The organism is Bifidobacterium myosotis (genome assembly GCF_002259745.1).
In the GTDB taxonomy this organism is placed as follows: Bacteria; Actinomycetota; Actinomycetes; order Actinomycetales; family Bifidobacteriaceae; genus Bifidobacterium; species Bifidobacterium myosotis.
This window is the reverse complement of the sequence record NZ_MWWW01000005.1, coordinates 207,519-224,777: the sequence shown is the minus strand read 5'-3', so window position 1 is coordinate 224,777 and position 17,259 is coordinate 207,519. Positions and strand designations below refer to the sequence as shown.

Sequence of the window (17,259 nt, the reverse complement as noted above, 5' to 3'; positions counted from 1 at the left end):
CAGGCCAGCGCCCTGTTCGACCCGCAGGTCGTCGGCGACCCTCTTGCACACGGGGCCCACGCTCTTCCAGTCGACGCGAGTCAGGGCCGACACGGCGCTTCTGGGCGCGTGCACGCTCAGCCACGCGACCTGCTGCTCGAAGTCATACGTGTACGCGCTCTTGCGTCTCGCCCACGGCACCATCGCGACCGTCACGCCATGCCCGGCGCAGGTCACGCGCCGAGGCGCGTACTCCAGGAAAAGCCTCGCGCAGCCGATGTCGAGATGCCGCCATCGTCGCGTGGGCAGACGGTCATACGGCCGGCCATGCCCGCCGCATTCAGCGCACCGGCCCATGACACTCGCATACGGGCGGACCGGGACGACGACGATCTCACGGCCGGCGTGATCCCGTTCGACGCGGGGCGTGCCGATCACGACGTTGGCGGGCAGATGCAGCATGCGCTTGAGCGCGCCGGCTGATATGGTGGGCATAGGCGTTCCCCTGTTCTTCGGTTCCATTTCTTGGCGGAAACAAACCTAACAGGCGAACGCCCCTTCCATACCCGCACACGAAAAAGCCCCGGCCACGACGCCAAGGCTCAACACCCCACCACACAAACTGGCGAAGGCTCATTTTTTGGCTCCCCCTGTTATGGGAACTGGCCCTCGAAGCGGGTCTGAGGGGTAGTGAATTAATAAACGAATTTCTGACGCAGGATACTAGTGATCCATCTCGTAATTATCTGAGCGGTGTTGTCTCCATCTGACAAGGGGTCAACAGGCTGCGCGAGAGCGGCGTCCATACTTGCAGGACGAGCTGGCTCGCGAAACGGGGCTGAGGGGGTAGTCAATTCGTTAACGAATTGACTACCCGGGACGCTAGACGTATGACTGTCGGATTTCGTACATATCGTGTATTTCATCCCATGGCTGTCGGATTCCAACGCATGGCTGTCGGAGCACGACGCTTGGCTGTCGGATTTCGTACACCACACGTACGAGATCCGACACCGAACCGTCGAGATACGACAGTCGACCGTCGAGATCCGACACCGAACCGTCGGGACAGTCAATCGTTGAGATTCGACAGTCATGCCGACCAATGACATGTCGGCGGCACAAGCGGATAAGGTTCGTTCCCCACATACGTGGGGTTGGTTCTTCCAGACATGTCAGCAACACACGCGTATAAGAACACGCATCCCCCAGCGTACGTTTTTCGGGGAATCATCCCATTCACCCCGAAAAACGTACGGTTAGCCGATGTCAGTGTACATATTTCGGGGGGACGCGACTCGTAACTGGGCTATAGGAACTTTCGTGGTTGAGCCGTTATTCCCTGGAACTGCTTGTGAGTATGATTGGCTCTGTTAAACCAGAATTGACATGGGTTAATCAACGAAAGTTCTGAAGGGGTTGATTCCCCTGAATGGGTTGATTCCCTAGAGAAATCAACCCACCAATTTGCCTCTTATGTCAAAGCTGGTTTAACAGAGCCATATGATTTGGTGGATGGATGGTACGCCCAAACTAACCACCGACACGCGACCGACACGCGAGGATACGACCCACGTTTTGACCCTTTACCCCTTACTCGATGGTTTTGCTAGTGAATGTGCTGGGTATATGCAGACTTTATTTCCGGAATCAAGAAACCCCGCAAGCCTGTGTTTGCAAGGCTTGCGGGGTTCCGCGCGGTGGCTCCGAACGGCGTCGATCCGTTGACCTAGCGATTTTCAGTCGCTCGCTCTACCAACTGAGCTACAGAGCCATTGAACAGATGATAGTCAGAAGACAATCAACCATTCGAGCGACCCCGGCCGGACTTGAACCGGTGACCTCCGCCGTGACAGGGCGGCGCTCTAACCAACTGAGCTACGGGGCCTCGTGTCTCACTTGCGTGAAGCAACAGATGTATATATTACTGAAATCCAGCAATCGCGCAAATCTCGGCGTGTTCCCTGTAATTTCAACGTTTTTGCCGTGGTGTATAGCATTGTGGACTGATATCGCATTGCAATCTCCGGGGCGGAGACTTGCTATGGTGGGCTGCAGTATGAGTTCGTTGATTCGACCGTTTCGGCCGTTGTGTCCAGACGTCCCCGAGCGGCCTGAGCTATGAGAGGTGTTCATTACAGTATGACTGACCTTGCATCCAATGTCGCCGTTGAATCCGACGACTTCGCGACGCATTCCGCCGAGGTGGCGGGCGCCGGGACTGTGGAGATCGTTGACGAGGCTGCGAATGCCGTCCCGGAGATGAAGCATCCGCTGCACAAGGTGCTGTCGTTCGTTCGCCGATCCGGACGTCTGGATGACCGGCTGCAGCGCGCGTGGGAACGGTACGCCGATACGTATCTGTTGGATATCGCGGCGGGTAATGGATTGTTGGATGTGCGTGAGGGTGTCAGGTTCGACCGTCCGTTCGTCGAGATGAACTGGGGCAATGGCAATCCTCTGATTGTGGAGATTGGTACGGGTCAGGGCGAGAATGTGGTGGCGGCTGCGGCCGCGCGTCCGGATATGAATTTCCTCGCCCTTGAGGTGTATGACCCGGGTGTGGCCCACACCATGTTGCTTGCCGGGAAGCATGGGCTGACGAATCTGCGTGTGGCGCAGGTGAATGCGCCGGAGCTGTTCAAGGTGGCCGATGCCGGTGTCGCGGCGGAGGTGTGGACCTTCTTCCCTGATCCGTGGCCGAAGAAGAAGCATCACAAGCGTCGTATCGTGCAACCGGGTCTTGCGGCCGATCTGCATCGCGCGCTCGCCGATGGCGGGGTATGGCGCATTGCCACTGATATCGAGGATTATGCGTTGCATGTGCATGAGGTGATGGACGGGCTTGAAGGCTGGAAGAATCTCGGTGCTCTGACGGTCAGTCTGCCGCTGGAGCATGTGGGCAAAGGCAATGCCGATCTTGCCGCGGGGATGCCGCATGCCGATTTCATGGAGTCGGAGCGTTTTGGCGGTCGCGTGCTTACCAATTTCGAGAAGAAGGGGCTCGCTGCAGGCCGAGTGATTCACGATTTCACGTATCAGGTGGTTGACTGATAACTGTGGGTTGATAGCTGTGGCCTATTGGTGATTGGGGCCGCTGGCGGGGGTTTGGTGGCCGGTCGATGACATCGGTCGGCGGAAGTTCGTTCGTCTCCTATTCGTTGTTCTTTGCGGAGGCTCTCCTTGAAATGGGGTGTCTCCGGATTGGGCGCTGGAGTGGTAGTGGGGGCGATAGGGTTTCCGGAGCTGGGCGCTCGGCGTTGTCGGTGCGGAAGGTCGTCGACGATGTGCGGCCCTGTCGCAATGAAACGACACCTGATATGGGATACGTTATGAGATACGTAATCCTTGCCCGGAGGACGATTCCTGTGGTCTTGCCGACCATGTAACTGATAGGTGGTTGAGGTTTGTCTCCATTCGACACGCCGATTTGCCGTTGATTTGCATCACGGCGTGTGCTTCATTATAGTTACACGAGTTGTCTGCCCCCATCGTCTAACGGTTAGGACACCAGACTTTCAATCTGACAACGAGAGTTCGACTCTCTCTGGGGGTACTCACCGGCTCCGGGTTCCACGAGGTATCGTGGCCCGGAGCCTTTTGTTTCCAACGGTTTCAGGCCGCCAGCTTGGCCTTCAGTTGCTCGCACAGGAAACCCGGCGGTGGCCACTGCCACCAAAGATGCACCTCCGTTACTGCTCATTCCGCGCATCATCTGCTCGTACATCGACGCATCCAGCAGGGAGAGCGGGGAGACGTTGAGGAATTCCGCCACTGCGGCGATGTCCTGGATGGTCCAGGAAGTCTTGCCGGTCATCTTCGCGGACACGGCGCCCCTCTTCAGCCCCAGTGCCGCGCAAAGTGACTGCTGGGTCATCCCGCGGCCGGTCAGCTGCATGTTGACGTTCCAGATGAATACCCTCTGCAGGTAGTCGCCGAGTCCATTGGATTCGGGCGATGGTTCGATTTTTGCCATATCAAGTCCTTTCAGATTGGAGTTGTCCAATATCGATGGACATAATCCTACAACAATGATTTGCCGCTGTGCAAGTTTCTTGCTATATTGTCTATTGTGAATGGACTGACGTCAAAAATAATGGATTCTCCGATGCGTCGCTATATGACGGCGGCGGGTCTGAGCTGCCGAGACCTCGCGAGGGAGATGGGTACGTCCAAATCCTCGGTCGCGGGAAAGGTCAACGGCTCGATACCGTGGCAGCAGTCCGACCTGATCTGGCTGGCCATTCACCGAAACCTGTCCCCTGGGTATGTGCTCGGCATCGACGCCTATCTCACGGATGGCGGGTGGAAACCCGAAACGAGAATCCCCGAACCGGCTGGAACCCGGCGCGGGGATTGAACGGCAACAACCATGGAGCCGCGGGCGCGCATATCCGCCAAGATCAGACGCCCGTCGTTCCGATTCCCCGAAGGAGGGTCATCGCCATGACCGATTCTACCAATACCGCCGGCATTCGCCCGGCATCCGTCTTCGAGCCTAATCGCCAGCGCGACGCCGCGCGGCGGACGACGCGGGCCGGCGGCAAAGTCGATCTGCGCATCGCGAAGGCGCATGTGCTGTCCATGCTCGCCCACCCGTCCCGGGGCTCGCGCCGCTGAGGCGCGCGTCCGCGGACCGTTTCCCCGATACCGGCCGAACCATGTGGTGGCTGGTCGTTGCCGCCGTGTGCGTGTCCGGCGGCGTTCTCTCGTATGCGTTGTGCCGCGCCGCCCGTCTGGGCGACGACATCGGCGCGAGGCTGCGCGAACGCCGCGAAGCGGACCCGGAGCATGACGGTGGGAAGGTCGAACGATGAGCAGCAGAGCCGAGAACTGGGCATGGGAGCGCGACGACGTCAAGGGCATCACCAAGTTCGTGCTGGTGTATCTGGCCCGCCGCGCCTACTACGACGATGGCGCCGCCGCGTGGCCGAGCGTGGAGACCATCGCGTTCAACTGCGGGTGCTGTGAGCGCACCGTGATCCGTTCGTTGCAGGAGCTGGAGCGCAAGGGCTACATCAGGCCCGGCGACCAGGAGATGTCGGCGCGCAACCCGCGCACGCGCAAGCCGATCGCCAAGGGACACCGCTCGCGCGTGTGGGACGTCGTCATGGACGGCGACCACGCCGCCGAGAACATCGAGGAGAAGCCCAGGAACCTGGACGCGCTGGCGGAAGGCGACGGCAAATCGAATCCAGACAAGGACAATTTGTCACCCGACGGATTGTCACCCGAACCGAAGGGCGTGGAGCCGAGGACAAATTGTCCCGGAATCTTGGACAGAAAGTCACCCAATAGACAAGTGATAAACAATTCTCCCCTCATCCCCTTCGGGGATGCTCCCCTCAACGCCGAACAAGCCTCCACGAAGACCGAACCCGTTCCGGCGACCGATTGGGGCAAGGCCCTGCCTCCCAGGGGCTGCAGGAACCCGCTATGGGTGCCCGAACCCGGCAAGCTGCCCGAGCCGGTCGCGGAACGCGCGGGCCAGGAGGTGCGCGTGCTCGACGGCATCCGCCGGCGCATGCTCGCCGTGGACCAGAGGTTCGACGTTCCGGCGACCATGGCCGACCGCAAAGCCGTCCACTCGCTGCTGATCGATCGTCCGTACGGCGAGATCGTCTCGACGATGGACTGGGCGTACCGCAACCGCTACTGGCTTCCTCGGCTCACCAGCGGCGCCAGGTTCGCCGCGAACTACGTGCAGCTGCGACTGGAAATGCTCACCCATCCCGATCCGACGGGCAAGCGGGCGCCAGACGCCCCGCTGCCGGTCGTCAAGGACCCCAACCGGGCGATACCGGTCAGCTCGTCGTCCGCAAGCCGCGTGCCGATCTACGGGGCGGCGCTGCTGCGCACCTCGCTGTGCCAGGAACACATCGAAGGCGCCATCTCGCAGGAGGCGTGCCCGGTATGCGCGTACGACAAACGCAACCACGCCACCCACGACGTCGCCGGGCACCGCAAGGCGAAAGCCGTTGTGCCGGAGGAGGCGGTGCGGCCATGAGCGGGGACGGGCAGCGTCTTGAGGCGTGGAAGAAGGCCGGCGAATGCCGCGACTTCCCGCAACCATGGTCCGACTACCTGTGGTCGCTGGAGTTCGAGCACCGTCCCGGCGACGCGAAGGCGTTCCACTCGGTCGCCAAGGCCGTGTGCGAACGATGCCCGGTACGCGCCGAATGCCTGGCCTACGCGGCCAGCGGCGGACTCGAATGGGGCGTGTACGGCGGCAAGGTGTGCACCGACCGGCGCAGGATCGCGCGCATGGCCGAAGCCGACGGCGTCCCCTGCCGGGACCGCGGCCTGCCGTGGCCGCAACGCTGGCGGCTGCTCACGGACTGGATACGCGCCCACCGGAACGTGTTCGACGAAGCCACCGACGAGGCCAGCGCCGAACGCCAGCAACGACGCCTGCGCGCACGGGGTAGGACGGCCGATCGCCCCGCCCCGCATGAGCCGTCAGGCAATCAAACGTTCAAACAAGCAGGAATCCAAGCAATCAGACAAGCAGACAATCAGGCGGCCGACTGATCAGGTTCGCGTGATCGCTGGCAGTCGCAAAGGAGAAGAACGAATGCGCATCGCCATAGCCAACGCCAAGGGCGGGGTCGCGAAGACCACGTCCAGCATCTACATCGCCTCGGTCATCGTTTCCAGGGGCGGCAGTGCCGTCGTGTACGACGCGGACCCGCAGTCCAGCGCGAGCCTGTGGGCCGCCGCCGCTGAACAGACCGCGGACCCGCTGACGTTCGACGTGCTTCCGGCCAACCAGGCCACGCTCCGTCAGCTCGCCTCGGGAGCGGACCCGGACGAATGGGCGATCATCGACGCTCCGCCGCAGGGGCCGACCCTGGACATGGCCATCAAGGCCGCCGATTTCGTGATCGTGCCGGCGTCGGACTCGCCCATGGACCTCCAGCAGGCATGGAGCACCCTGGACATGGCCAGGATGAGCACGCCAGCCGCGCTGCTGCTGGTCAAGGCCGAACGCAACACGAAGGCGTTCCGCGACACCATGGACGCGCTCAACGCCATGGACACTCCCCGGTTCGACACGATCGTGCCGAAGGCTCAGTCCTACAAGCGGTCGCTCGGCACCAACCCGCACCAGCTGGGCGAATACCGGGACCTCGTCACCGAACTCCAGCAGATCGCCGGAAAGCAGGAGTGAGACCATGCAGGGCAACTACCAGCCACTGGCACGGCCGGTGCCGTTCGACGACGTGCTGCGTCAGCAGAACAAGACCTCCAAGGCCACGGGCGAACCGCTGGTCATGCTCTCATTGCGCATACCCGTGTCGCTCAAGACCCGGCTCAAGACCGCGGCCGCCGCGCACGGACTGCCCATGCAGCAGCTCCTGCGCGACGCCATCGAACGCGAGCTCGACCGGCTCGACGGCGACGATGAGCCGTAACCCGTCAGACAATCCAGCAAGCAAACAAGCCAACAACCAAACATTCAGGCAGTCAAACATGCGGACGCGATCCGGCAAGCCGGCGCGTCTGCGGAAAGGAGACACTATGGATTATTCGATGGAGGTCTCCGTGCTCGGCGACCGGATCAGCATCGGAGAGGAGTCTCACGTCATCACCCTCGGCGTGAACACGGGATTCCCCGCGGGCTCCACGGCGGGACTGGCGTACACGCTCTCGCCGTTGCAGGCCCGCGTGTTCGGCGCGCAGATGCGCGCGGCCGCGGACGCCGCGGAGGGGCATCCGGGCGTGCCGTCCGACGAGGAGGTGAACGCGGCGGCGAAGGTGTTCTGCGGCGGCGTGTGGAACGGGTTCGACCCCGCCAGCATGATGCCGACCGAACAGTTCGACCGGTTCTGGGGCGACGGCGAGGGCCACCAGCTCTACCTGGCGATCGCGCGCCACGCGCTCATCGCCGCACGCATGTCCATCCTCGCCGGGCAAAACGAAAGCTGACAAGCAGACAAGCCCGCATGCAGGCAATCAAACAATCAAACTTGACTGCATGCAGTCAATCGGACATGCAAGCAATCAAGCAAGCCAACAATCGGGAAAGCAAACAATCCAACAATCAGGAACGGAGCAGAACCATGAACGACAGCCATAACGAAGACGAAGAAATCTTCGACGGCACGAGCGAGGATTCCGCGCTCGAAGACCAGATGAGCGCGCATATCGCTGCCATCGCCGCCAGCGGCGTCGCCGCCGAAGCCGAAGCCCTGGCCAACCGACAGGCCGACATGGCAGCCAAGGAACGCCGCGAAACCAAGCTCGCCATCCTTGCGTCCATTGCCATCATTGGAGCCTTCGTCGTTTATGCCATCACCCGTATCGGCCGCAGCTAGAACGAGTGCGTCATCGCATATCATGGACAAATTCCATGCTGTGCGATGACGGCCAGACATAGGTCCGCAATCACGATTCATATCCGCAAACCAGAGAGTTTTAGGGCCGCCGAATGCGTTCCTAAAGCTCTTTCTGGCGGCTGATGACCTATTGTAGTTCGCCTGCTAGGTATGGTTCCACGAATGCGAGGTTGCTGCCACGTTCGAGCGAGTGGAAGTCCTGCATGGCGTATTGCCAGGATTCCTCCCAAGTGGCCGGGTTGCCATGTATGCGTCGCAGGGATTGAAGGGTCGTCGAGAACAGGTTCGGGTTCTGCGTGAAGCGGTCGGCCAGTTTGATGGCGCCGCTCTGCTTGTGCTGCGCGTCCAGGTTGTCGGTCCTGCCGCGGAACGCGTGTTCGAGGTTGCGGCTGACATAGAACAGACGGTATGGAATCAAGACGGTGCGACAGCCCTGCTTCTTCCTGAATCCGTCGAGTTTGAGCAGGGAGTCCACGCCGTTTCGCTTGGTCGTCCGGTCTGCGATCAGAGCGTCGCGGTTCGTGGTGATGATGTCGGTCGTCGAATACAGGGTTCCTTCCGCTGACGGGTCCTCCCGCACTTGGTCGTCGGGGGTGAACGCCCCGTCGAGGTCGCAGATCTGGATGACATGGCCGAGCTGGCCCCATGTGCGATCATGGTCCTTGAGATAATACTCGACGAGTTCGCGCACCGTTTGTGAGGGTTTGTCCGCGGGATAGAACCCGTTGCGCCGGTGGAATTCCTCACGGTGATTCGGCGCGGTCAGCACGTCGCAATGGAATTCCTGACCTTGGAACAGGCGGTTCTCGATCAACGCCGAGAACGCCGGCACGAGCAGGCTGGCGTCGCTTGCGCCCTCCACGACCAGCAGGACGATCTTGCGTTTAGCCACGGTCCGCCTCCGTTCCGGCGGCGTTGAGCGCGGCCAGATCGTCGTCGATATCGTCGTCCTCGTCGGGGTGGCCGGCGGCGTAGAGGCTGTTGCCGAACATGCGCGGGATGGGCGAATCGTAGATGTCGGGACCGCTCCATCCGAGTTCGCTGGCCGTCAGGTACCGTTTGCGCTGGTTGTTCGTGGAGGACTTGCGCGGGATGGTCGCGAACCGATTCTTGGGATCGGTCACCGTCGTGCGGATGCAGCTGTTCGGCAGCACCTCCAATGCCCGCAGGTTATGGGCGGTGAACACCAGTTGCCCCGCGCACCCGTCCGCCAGCTGGCCCAGCATGTCGCCGAGCAGCAGCTCGAACACGCCGGAGTCGAACTCGTCCACGGCGACCAGTGCGTTCTCGTCGTTGTACGCGTGCTTGAGATAGCCGAGCAGCGCGGTGATGCGTATGATGCCCTCGCTCTCGCAGCGGAAGGGCACCGTGACGTCGCCGCGGCGGGAGAACAGCTCCGCGGTGACCCGGTCCTCGCCGTCCTTGCCGGAAGGCGCGGTGCCGGTCTTCAGCAGGACGTGCAGGCCGGGCACGATGGTGGGCAGGATGCGGTCGAAGGACTCCACGGTCTGCCCGAGTCGCTTCGCCTGGCCGGGGGTCAATGGATTGGGCTGCAGCAGGTCGAACGCGAACTCCGTGTTGCGACCTTCCGGGTTCTCCTCCATGATCGGGATGATCGCGAACGCGGCGTAGGAGCCGCGACGGGTGGTGGACACGAAGATGTCGTTGGTCGCGTAGCCGCACAGGGCCTCGCGCAGGCGAACGAACTCGCCGAAGCGTTCGTTGATGTACGTCAACGATCTGGCGGACACGCCGTTCGCCTCCCGCACGCGGGCCACAGCCCAGTCGATCAGGAACTCGGCGTCCGGCCGGTCGTCGAGCGTGGCGCACCGAGAGAACAGGAACGAACGCCCCTCCATGTACGCGCGGTCCGCGGTGCGCGAGATCACGGTCTTCACCGAAGCGACCGCCTCGATGGAACGCCACACGTAGACCGGGGTCGACACGAACCCGTCCGCCTCGGAATCCTCCATACGATGTCCCAACACCTCACGGCCCAAGCGCGAGGGATCGTCGCCGATACGCACCGATTCGGCGACGACGCGCGCCCGCGTCGAATCCGGGTTCGCCTTGCGCATGGACACCCTGTACTCAAGATAGTTCGGCTTCTGCTTATCGCCGACGAGGAATGTCGCCGTCACGGTCGCCGAACCGGCGCTGGCGCTGACGACATCACCGGCGGTATCCGGCAGCATATTCCCGGACAACAGCGCGCGCAGTATCCCGATGGCGTCGATGACGGTGGTCTTGCCGGACCCGTTCTGCCCGTAAATACCCGTGACGCTGCCACCGGTGGGCAGATCATCGAAATCCAGGACGCCATGCGATATGTTCCTCATGTCGTCCAGAACAAGTCTTTTCAAACGAATCATCGCATTGCCATTCTCTAAAACTCACAATAATCAATTTTTAATTGAAATACATGACTATTATACAGTGTAACCTGTGTGCATACCGCCGCGTTTCGCAATCAGATCATAACCTGAGCGACACAACAGCCCAGATCCACGATGAGGTGGTTCGACCGGGACAACGTCTGTCCGCCGCAAGACCACCTGGAGCGGGGTGATGCTGATGGTGCGTTCGGGGTCCGGCGGCCGGCCGTCGGGCTTGCGGGCGTGCTTTTCTTCCAGGGACCCGGGAGGAGGCGGGTTCTGGAGTCCCCGTCTCCTCCCTTTCCCGGAGAGGGGCTTGTGATCGCATGTGGGAAAGGATTTCGTATGAGGTTCGGGAAGAAAGGCACCGGCGCGGTGGCGTCGATCACTGCCGCCGCGGCGTTGCTGGCCTGTCTGGTTCCGGTCGCGTTGGCCGATAACGGTGGCGGTGGTTCCGGCGAGGATGGCGGCGGTTCGGGCGGTGGTCCGACGCAGACGGCCGATGTGCATTGGATCTACAAGGATTCGTGGCCGGCCACGCTGGATGGCATGAAGACGGCGTTGAGTGACGCGAAGGTGCGTCTGTCGTCCGATCTGGCGAACGGGCAGAACCAGTTCGTGAACATGAACAAGACTTTGAGCGACGCAATCGATGAGTGCCAACGCTCCTATACGGGTGAGGGGAACGCGGACTGCCGTCTGGTGGCGGTGGGCTACGTGCGCTTGGCGGATGGTTCGTTCAACGGCAGCTACGTGAGCTCGAACGCGAAGAACCGTTGGGAGGCGCAGTGGAAGGCCGAGGCGAAGGGCGACTACACGTATCAGGGCCAGAAGTACTCGACCTCGACCACATGGAAGGACAAGCTCGGCACGCGCAGCGTTGACTCGCTGGCACAGGAGTCGATCAACTCCAACCCGAACGCCTCGTTCCGCGTGATCGTGCTGGCGCAGAACCAGCCACCGGTCGATTACAAGCTGAACGTGACCACCAGCCACAAGCAGAAGACCGACATGCAGGTCGGCTCCACCGACCCGATCGGCGACGTCATCCACGCAGACAACGGCGGTTCCGCGATCAAGGAGACGTTGAACGGCACCGCGATCATCCATTACGAGAACGGCCCCTACATGCCCGCGAAGAGCGTGAGCAAGCCGATCAGCTTCTCCAGCAATGGAGACACCCAGCTCGACAATCTCGCCTCGCCGAAGGATTTCGGCATGAAATACTGGGCCGAGGGCTCGTACTGGATCGACATCCAGGTGCCCAAGCAGGGCCGCATGCAGGCGGCCGTGGACACCGCGGACCGCGATCCGGCCGAATCCTGGAAGGTGAGCCCGATGCCGCCCGAGCCCCCGGTCAAGAAGATCGAGGACGGCGTGAGCGCCGACCGGATGACGAACCGCACCACCATCACGTACGGCACCGGCCGCGGCGGCTACGAGATGCGTTTCCGCGACGTGATCGAACCCAACGGCGTCGAATACTCCGTAGACAACTACAGGCTCATCGACAGGACCGACGGCAACCGCGACGTTTCCGGCGAGTTCGAGATCAACTGGGACAAGGCGTCGAACACGGTGTCGGCCGCTCGTTCGGCGGACAACGGCGAGATGCCCATGGACCATGTCTACGAATTCAGCTTCGACGTGACCGTGTCGAAGCCCTCCGACTTCCAGCAGGTCAGGGACCATGCGTGGGGCCAGTGGAACCACGAGCCCGAGGCCGACGCCGGAACGAAACAGTTCGATACGTGGCGGCCGAATCCCGACAAGAGCTGGATCCGCCTGAACGCGAAGGGCCAGTGGGAGGCGGTCATCGACCCGAAGGAGACCAACCAGACCGGCGCCGACGATATGACGCTTCTGGACGGGGACCGGGTCGCCTCGGTGGTCAACGGCACCATCGCCAAGAACCTCATCCAAGCCCCGGAGGCTCTGACGCTCACGGACGACTGGTCGGCCGCCGACTACCTGTTCGACGCCGACGACAAGTCGAAGATCAAGGTGTACGAGGCCGATGCCGGCACCGATCGCGAGTCCAGCGTCACCGACATCGCCAACCACGGCAGGGACGTCACCGACCAGTGGGCGATCACGATGGAAGGCACCACGGTGACCGCCACCGCAGGCCAGGCCTACCGCGAGGGATTGAAGGGGCTGAAGACCGCGAAGCAGGTCACGCTGCTCATTCCCGGCAAGGCGTCCTATGCCAACGGCAAGGGCGCGGGCCAGGTGCGCGACGACTTCGGCAAGCAGTCGAGCGACGAACTGTCGTTCTGCACCACGCCGGATGGCAAGGCGCTGACGAACAAGGGATCCCAGACCGTCAACACGCACACCATCCCCACGAACGAACCGAAGATCTGCGGCTACATACCGCCCGTCGTCAAGGACGTGGTCGGCGAATCCTCGCAGGGAGGCGACCAGGCGTCCGTGGACGGCAGGGTCGTCTACCCGGGCCAGCGCGTGGAATACCGTCTGGAGACGCAGCCCCACCTGCCCGGCAATCTCGCGTACTCCGTCAGCGAGGTGGCGGTCACCGACACCTACGACGAGCATCTTGAAGTGGACAAGCAGACCCTGGAGGTCACCGACCTGTCCACCGGCAGGTTCATCCCGAAAACCGAGTACGAGACCCAGTGGAACGACTCGCAGCACGCGGTGCGCCTCGTGTTCTCCGACGGGTATGTGAAGACCAACTGGCGCAACGGCGCGAACCCGCGCATCATCGTCCGCTTCGAGGGCACGGTCGCCAAGGACGCGCCCACGGACACCAAAATCGGCAACCAGTGGGCATTGACACTGAACAACATGGTCACCCCGAGCAACAGGGTGTGGAACGAGCCTCCCGACTTCACGCCGGTGAAGAAGGACACCCAGGCCGACCCGTCCATCAGCATCGACGGCAAGACCGCCCTGCTGGGCGACCGGATCTACTACCGCGTGATTATCGACGCCAAGCAAACCAACCAGGCCTACAAGGTCTGGAGACTCGGCATGACCGACGACTGGGACGACGAATACCTCTCCCTTGACGCCAAGCGCATCGAGGTCACCGACACCGCGACCGGCAAGGACGTGACCGCGAAGTTCAACATCGCGGCGATCGACGGCGTCGCCTACGTGTACGCCAAGACCGCGGACACGAAGGTGCCGGCCACCGGCGAGACCATCAAGGGCGACCCCCAGCCCAAGAACCTCAAGGAATACGCCGAAAAGAAGGACCACGACCCGTTGAAGGAGCCAGCCATCGACCAGTCGATGCTGGGCACGAGCTACGAGGTGATCCTGCCGATGACCGTCATCAAGGTCACCGACGGACATATCGTGAAGAACAAGGCCACGCAGGTCGTCAACGACACCCGCAAGGACACCAACGAGGTCGCCAACCCCCTCAAACCCGTCAACCCGTCCAAGGACGTGGTCGTGAAGGTGGACGGCGAATCCATCGACAAGCGGAGCGTGTACCTCAACAGCCTGTTCCTCTACCGTCTCGACAGCTCCGTGCTGCCCGCGCACCGCGCCTACCAGAAGGTCACCGACTGGAGCATCACCGACCCGCTCGACACCGAGCACGACCAGTACACCGGCCAATGGGCCGTGTACGCCATGCGCGACCTGACCGAACAGGGCAAGGTGATCGCCCATAAAGGCATGAAGATCGCCGGCAGCAGCTTCGACGCCGGCGCATACGGCGGCGAACTGTTCACCCTCGCGCAGGACGACAAGGGCGTGGTCACCGTTACTGCGACCCAGCGCATGCTCGACCTCATCAGCGGCAACGACGAAAGCGAGCAGGCATGGACCGCGTTCATCCAGTGCAAGCGCGTCAAGACCGGCGAACACATCGCCAACCGGTTCGACGAAACCCTCAACGGCACCAAACGGCCTTCCAACCAGGTCGAGACGCACACGCCCGACATGACCCCGAGCCTGAAGATCGAGAAATGGGACGAGGCCTCCGGCTGGCCGGCCGGCGACCGCGACCAGGTCAAGGACGCGCTGGCCATGCAGGGCGACACGCGCATCGTGTTCACCATCACCAACACCAGCACCGCCGACCCCGACACCAAGCAGGGCGCATGGTACCGAACCAAGGACCTGAACCTCAAGGACCAACTGGTCGCCGGCGACGGCCGGGTGACCGACCTCGAATACCCCGCCGATTGGGACAGCCGCATCCTCAAGCCCGGCGAAAGCGTCGAGGTCAAGGGCGTCCTCAAGGGCGTGACCGACCATCACACCGACCGCGCCACGGTCACCGGCACGCCTCTGATCGAATGCGTCGTCTCCGACCCGGATCCGTTCGACGGCAAGGACGAGACGTCCGCACCCGATGACGCGGTCACGATCGACGGCAGGCTCGTCTGCCCCGACACCGAAGTGGTCAGCAACACCGACGACTGGAACGGCTACCGGACCGGGCTCGCCCACACCGGCGCCGCCATCCAGGGCGTGATCGCCGCGGCGATCACCCTGCTCGCCGTCGGCGTGGGACTGGTCGCCGCCCGCAGGTTCAGGCGCGGGAACAACGCCGCCGGCCGTCACTCCGGCACGATGCAACCCGTCGATGCCGAGGACGCTGACGCGGATGCCGTCGAAACCGTGGATTCGGTTCCCGGCGGGCAATCCGTGGTCTGACCGAAGCGGCAGGGACCGCTTTCTGCCGCGATGATTCTTCCGGCCGGACGACAATCCGGCCGGAACCCCGCCGGTTCTCTTCCTTCTTCTCTCCCCGGCGGGCATGGCAACGGCCCGGCGCCAACGGTTCAAACCGTTAGCGCCGGGCCGTTCCCTTGCTGCCCTGATTGCTTACTGCTTGTCGGTTTCCTCGGAGGCGAGTCGTTCTTCGAGCTGTTCGACGATGTGGTCGTGCATGTTCTCGTCGATCTTGACGGTCAGGAGGAAGACGACGAGGCTGGCGACGATGCCGGCGAGCGGCAGGTAGTAGGCGCAGGTCTTGAACGTGCGGATGTTCGCGGCGGTCATGTCGGCGGCGGTGGCGTTGCCGACCATGCCGGCGGCGACGGCCACGAAGCCCACGATGCCGTTGGACAGCGCGCCGGCGATCTTGTCGAGCATCGGGCGCACGGAGAGGGTGACGGCCTCGTTGCGCTTGCCGGTCTTGAGCTGTCCGTATTCGATGGAGTCGGTCATGCTCAGGATGGCGGTCATCTGGATGGTCTGCGCGGGCAGGTAGAAGAGGACGAGCGCGACGATGACGACGGGCAGGTTCATGGGCGCGATGATGAACAGCGTGTAGCCGGCGATCATGAACGCCATGCCGGCGGTGTACAGCCAGCGGCGCGGGATGCGGCGGTTGAGCACCGGGTAGAGGGGCGTGGTGACCAGTCCGGTGATGACCGGGATGACGCCGGCGATGGAGAAGCTGTCCGGCGCGCCGAGCACGTATTTGAACTGGTAGAAGAGCACGCCGGTGGTGGCGACGTTGGCCACGGAGTACAGCAGGTAGCTCAGGGCGACCCACAGGAGCTGGTCGTTCTGGGCGATGGCCTTGAACGCCTCGATGGGGTTGCCGTTGGCCTCGGCCTTGGCGCGCAGCTCGCCCTGGTTCTCGCGGGTGCCGAACGCGACGCTCCACGCGGTCAACAGGCCGAGCACGGCGATGATGATGGCGAACGCGGCCCAGCCGGTGCGGCCCTGCTCCCATTGGCCGGTGAACTTCCAGGTGAACCAGCTGACGACGGGCACGACGATGACGGTGACGCCGTTGTAGCCGATGGATCCGGTGAACGCGCCGAGCGCGGTGTACGTGCTGCGTTCGTGCGAGTCGGAGGAGATCGCGGGGATCATGCCCCAGTAGGAGATGTCGCGCAGCGAGTAGATCACGTCCAGCAGGATGAACACGATGACGAACAGGACCATGAACACGCCGGTGTTCACGTCCACGAGGCCGAACAGGCCGGTGAACACCATGATCAGCAGGATGCCGGGCACGAGGCCGCCGATGAACTGCCAGGGGCGGAACCGGCCCCAGCGGGTGTTCGTGTTGTCCACGAGGTTGCCGAGCAGCGGGTCGAGGAAGATCTCCGCGATGCGGATGACCACCACGAGTCCGGTGATCACCGCAATGAGGCGCGCGGCCAGCGTCTTGTCCACGTCGATGAACAGCGCGGTGGTCACGAACGTGATGAAGAACGTGCTCATCGTGTTGTAGAACGCGGCCTGTCCCAGATTGCCGAACGCGTATGCGATCTTCTGGCCCATGTTCCTCGCGGGCGCTGCCTGCGGTTGTCCGGGCGTCGCCGTGCGCTGTGTGGTGGATCCGCTCATGGTGTGGTGGCCTCCTTGCGACCTGTAAAGAATCCGTGCGCGGGAACAGCTCCGATCCCGCAAGACGCGAGTATAGAACTTTCTCAAAAAAGTAAAAAACTTTACCGCGTGTCGCAAGCAACGCCAACGAATCGCATTCGACGATTCGACGCGACGCACGGGCGAAAAGACACCGTAGCAGCCGAATTATCATTGCAATCAATGGATTTGCACAGGTTCTCGCAGTCACCATCGAGGCATGCGCAAGAAGTTGCGTAAATTAGTAAATATCT

At 62.4% G+C, this 17,259-nt stretch carries 15 protein-coding genes, 3 tRNA genes and 1 pseudogene; 12 read left to right on the top strand and 7 right to left on the bottom strand.

All coding sequences use genetic code 11. The features are described from left to right. The 3 genes from BMYO_RS03740 to BMYO_RS03730 form a co-directional block, all read right to left on the bottom strand. A partial coding sequence (locus BMYO_RS03740; protein ID WP_211276818.1) for a helix-turn-helix domain-containing protein occupies positions 1–474 on the bottom strand: 474 nt, incomplete at its 3' end. A gap of 1,206 nt (positions 475–1,680) precedes the next feature. Beyond that, a tRNA-Phe gene (locus BMYO_RS03735) sits at positions 1,681–1,753 on the bottom strand. A gap of 40 nt (positions 1,754–1,793) precedes the next feature. Next, positions 1,794–1,867: transfer RNA gene (locus BMYO_RS03730), tRNA-Asp, on the bottom strand. Positions 1,868–2,121: 254 nt separating this feature from the next. On the opposite strand from BMYO_RS03730, the gene trmB reads away from it, so the two are divergent. Further along, the gene (gene trmB, locus BMYO_RS03725) at positions 2,122–3,033 is read left to right on the top strand and encodes a tRNA (guanosine(46)-N7)-methyltransferase TrmB (RefSeq protein ID WP_169834035.1); all 912 of its coding nucleotides are present in this window, start codon (positions 2,122–2,124) and stop codon (positions 3,031–3,033) included. Between the two features lie 430 nt (positions 3,034–3,463). Further along, a tRNA-Glu gene (locus BMYO_RS03720) sits at positions 3,464–3,535 on the top strand. Positions 3,536–3,682: 147 nt separating this feature from the next. On the opposite strand, the pseudogene BMYO_RS12555 reads toward BMYO_RS03720, so the two are convergent. Continuing rightward, positions 3,683–3,955, bottom strand: a pseudogene (locus BMYO_RS12555) (helix-turn-helix domain-containing protein); the annotation flags it as partial. 186 nt (positions 3,956–4,141) lie between these two features. Between BMYO_RS12555 and BMYO_RS03710 the strand changes: the two are divergent. The 9 genes from BMYO_RS03710 to BMYO_RS03685 all read left to right on the top strand — a co-directional run bounded on the left by BMYO_RS03710 (position 4,142) and on the right by BMYO_RS03685 (position 8,297). Further along, entirely contained in the window at positions 4,142–4,339 is a 198-nt protein-coding gene (locus BMYO_RS03710; RefSeq protein ID WP_233428120.1) for a helix-turn-helix domain-containing protein, read from the top strand. Positions 4,340–4,425: 86 nt separating this feature from the next. Further along, complete coding sequence (locus BMYO_RS11755) at positions 4,426–4,599, top strand: hypothetical protein (protein WP_165775776.1); 174 nt, start codon at positions 4,426–4,428, stop codon at positions 4,597–4,599. A 41-nt stretch (positions 4,600–4,640) separates the two neighbouring features. Continuing rightward, positions 4,641–4,796 (top strand): hypothetical protein, encoded by a 156-nt coding sequence (locus BMYO_RS11750; RefSeq protein ID WP_164514792.1) that lies wholly within the window; start codon positions 4,641–4,643, stop codon positions 4,794–4,796. After that, positions 4,793–5,986 (top strand): helix-turn-helix domain-containing protein, encoded by a 1,194-nt coding sequence (locus BMYO_RS03705; protein WP_094667184.1) that lies wholly within the window; start codon positions 4,793–4,795, stop codon positions 5,984–5,986. Before BMYO_RS11750 ends, BMYO_RS03705 begins: the two co-directional genes overlap by 4 nt. After that, a complete protein-coding gene (locus tag BMYO_RS03700; protein WP_094667183.1) occupies positions 5,983–6,510 on the top strand; it encodes a WhiB family transcriptional regulator in 528 nt (175 codons plus the stop codon). Before BMYO_RS03705 ends, BMYO_RS03700 begins: the two co-directional genes overlap by 4 nt. A gap of 43 nt (positions 6,511–6,553) precedes the next feature. Further along, positions 6,554–7,150 carry a ParA family protein gene (locus BMYO_RS03695; protein WP_165784787.1) on the top strand — a complete coding sequence of 199 codons (597 nt, stop codon included), beginning with the start codon at positions 6,554–6,556 and terminating at the stop codon, positions 7,148–7,150. A gap of 4 nt (positions 7,151–7,154) precedes the next feature. Continuing rightward, entirely contained in the window at positions 7,155–7,394 is a 240-nt protein-coding gene (locus BMYO_RS12040) for a hypothetical protein (RefSeq protein ID WP_165784786.1), read from the top strand. A gap of 106 nt (positions 7,395–7,500) precedes the next feature. Continuing rightward, a complete protein-coding gene (locus BMYO_RS03690; RefSeq protein ID WP_094667182.1) occupies positions 7,501–7,908 on the top strand; it encodes a transcriptional regulator in 408 nt (135 codons plus the stop codon). 17 nt (positions 7,909–7,925) lie between these two features. Next, positions 7,926–8,297, top strand: a complete 372-nt coding sequence (locus BMYO_RS03685) for a hypothetical protein (protein WP_233428118.1) — start codon at positions 7,926–7,928, stop codon at positions 8,295–8,297. Between the two features lie 148 nt (positions 8,298–8,445). On the opposite strand, the gene BMYO_RS03680 is transcribed toward BMYO_RS03685, so the two are convergent. Both BMYO_RS03680 and BMYO_RS03675 read right to left on the bottom strand, forming a co-directional pair. Beyond that, complete coding sequence (locus BMYO_RS03680; RefSeq protein ID WP_094667180.1) at positions 8,446–9,210, bottom strand: hypothetical protein; 765 nt, start codon at positions 9,208–9,210, stop codon at positions 8,446–8,448. Beyond that, on the bottom strand, positions 9,203–10,690 hold the full coding sequence (locus tag BMYO_RS03675; protein ID WP_094667179.1) for an AAA family ATPase: 1,488 nt from the start codon (positions 10,688–10,690) through the stop codon (positions 9,203–9,205). Before BMYO_RS03675 ends, BMYO_RS03680 begins: the two co-directional genes overlap by 8 nt. A gap of 348 nt (positions 10,691–11,038) precedes the next feature. Here BMYO_RS03675 and BMYO_RS03670 point away from each other — a divergent pair, with 348 nt between their 5' ends. Further along, positions 11,039–15,334 carry an LPXTG cell wall anchor domain-containing protein gene (locus BMYO_RS03670; RefSeq protein WP_094667178.1) on the top strand — a complete coding sequence of 1,432 codons (4,296 nt, stop codon included), beginning with the start codon at positions 11,039–11,041 and terminating at the stop codon, positions 15,332–15,334. 171 nt (positions 15,335–15,505) lie between these two features. On the opposite strand, the gene BMYO_RS03665 is transcribed toward BMYO_RS03670, so the two are convergent. Further along, positions 15,506–16,987 carry a glycoside-pentoside-hexuronide (GPH):cation symporter gene (locus BMYO_RS03665; protein WP_043164844.1) on the bottom strand — a complete coding sequence of 494 codons (1,482 nt, stop codon included), beginning with the start codon at positions 16,985–16,987 and terminating at the stop codon, positions 15,506–15,508. Positions 16,988–17,259: the final 272 nt, after the last annotated feature.

Bases quoted from the DNA above. Each gene is read 5' to 3' on its own strand.
- BMYO_RS03700 (WP_094667183.1), top strand. From the start codon at position 5,983: ATGAGCGGGGACGGGCAGCGTCTTGAGGCGTGGAAGAAGGCCGGCGAA.
- BMYO_RS03665 (WP_043164844.1), bottom strand. From the start codon at position 16,987: ATGAGCGGATCCACCACACAGCGCACGGCGACGCCCGGACAACCGCAG.
- trmB (WP_169834035.1), top strand. From the start codon at position 2,122: ATGACTGACCTTGCATCCAATGTCGCCGTTGAATCCGACGACTTCGCG.
- BMYO_RS03695 (WP_165784787.1), top strand. From the start codon at position 6,554: ATGCGCATCGCCATAGCCAACGCCAAGGGCGGGGTCGCGAAGACCACG.
- BMYO_RS11755 (WP_165775776.1), top strand. From the start codon at position 4,426: ATGACCGATTCTACCAATACCGCCGGCATTCGCCCGGCATCCGTCTTC.
- BMYO_RS11750 (WP_164514792.1), top strand. From the start codon at position 4,641: ATGTGGTGGCTGGTCGTTGCCGCCGTGTGCGTGTCCGGCGGCGTTCTC.
- BMYO_RS12040 (WP_165784786.1), top strand. From the start codon at position 7,155: ATGCAGGGCAACTACCAGCCACTGGCACGGCCGGTGCCGTTCGACGAC.
- BMYO_RS03670 (WP_094667178.1), top strand. From the start codon at position 11,039: ATGAGGTTCGGGAAGAAAGGCACCGGCGCGGTGGCGTCGATCACTGCC.
- BMYO_RS03705 (WP_094667184.1), top strand. From the start codon at position 4,793: ATGAGCAGCAGAGCCGAGAACTGGGCATGGGAGCGCGACGACGTCAAG.
- BMYO_RS03685 (WP_233428118.1), top strand. From the start codon at position 7,926: ATGCAGGCAATCAAACAATCAAACTTGACTGCATGCAGTCAATCGGAC.
- BMYO_RS03710 (WP_233428120.1), top strand. From the start codon at position 4,142: ATGGGTACGTCCAAATCCTCGGTCGCGGGAAAGGTCAACGGCTCGATA.
- BMYO_RS03690 (WP_094667182.1), top strand. From the start codon at position 7,501: ATGGATTATTCGATGGAGGTCTCCGTGCTCGGCGACCGGATCAGCATC.
- BMYO_RS03675 (WP_094667179.1), bottom strand. From the start codon at position 10,690: ATGATTCGTTTGAAAAGACTTGTTCTGGACGACATGAGGAACATATCG.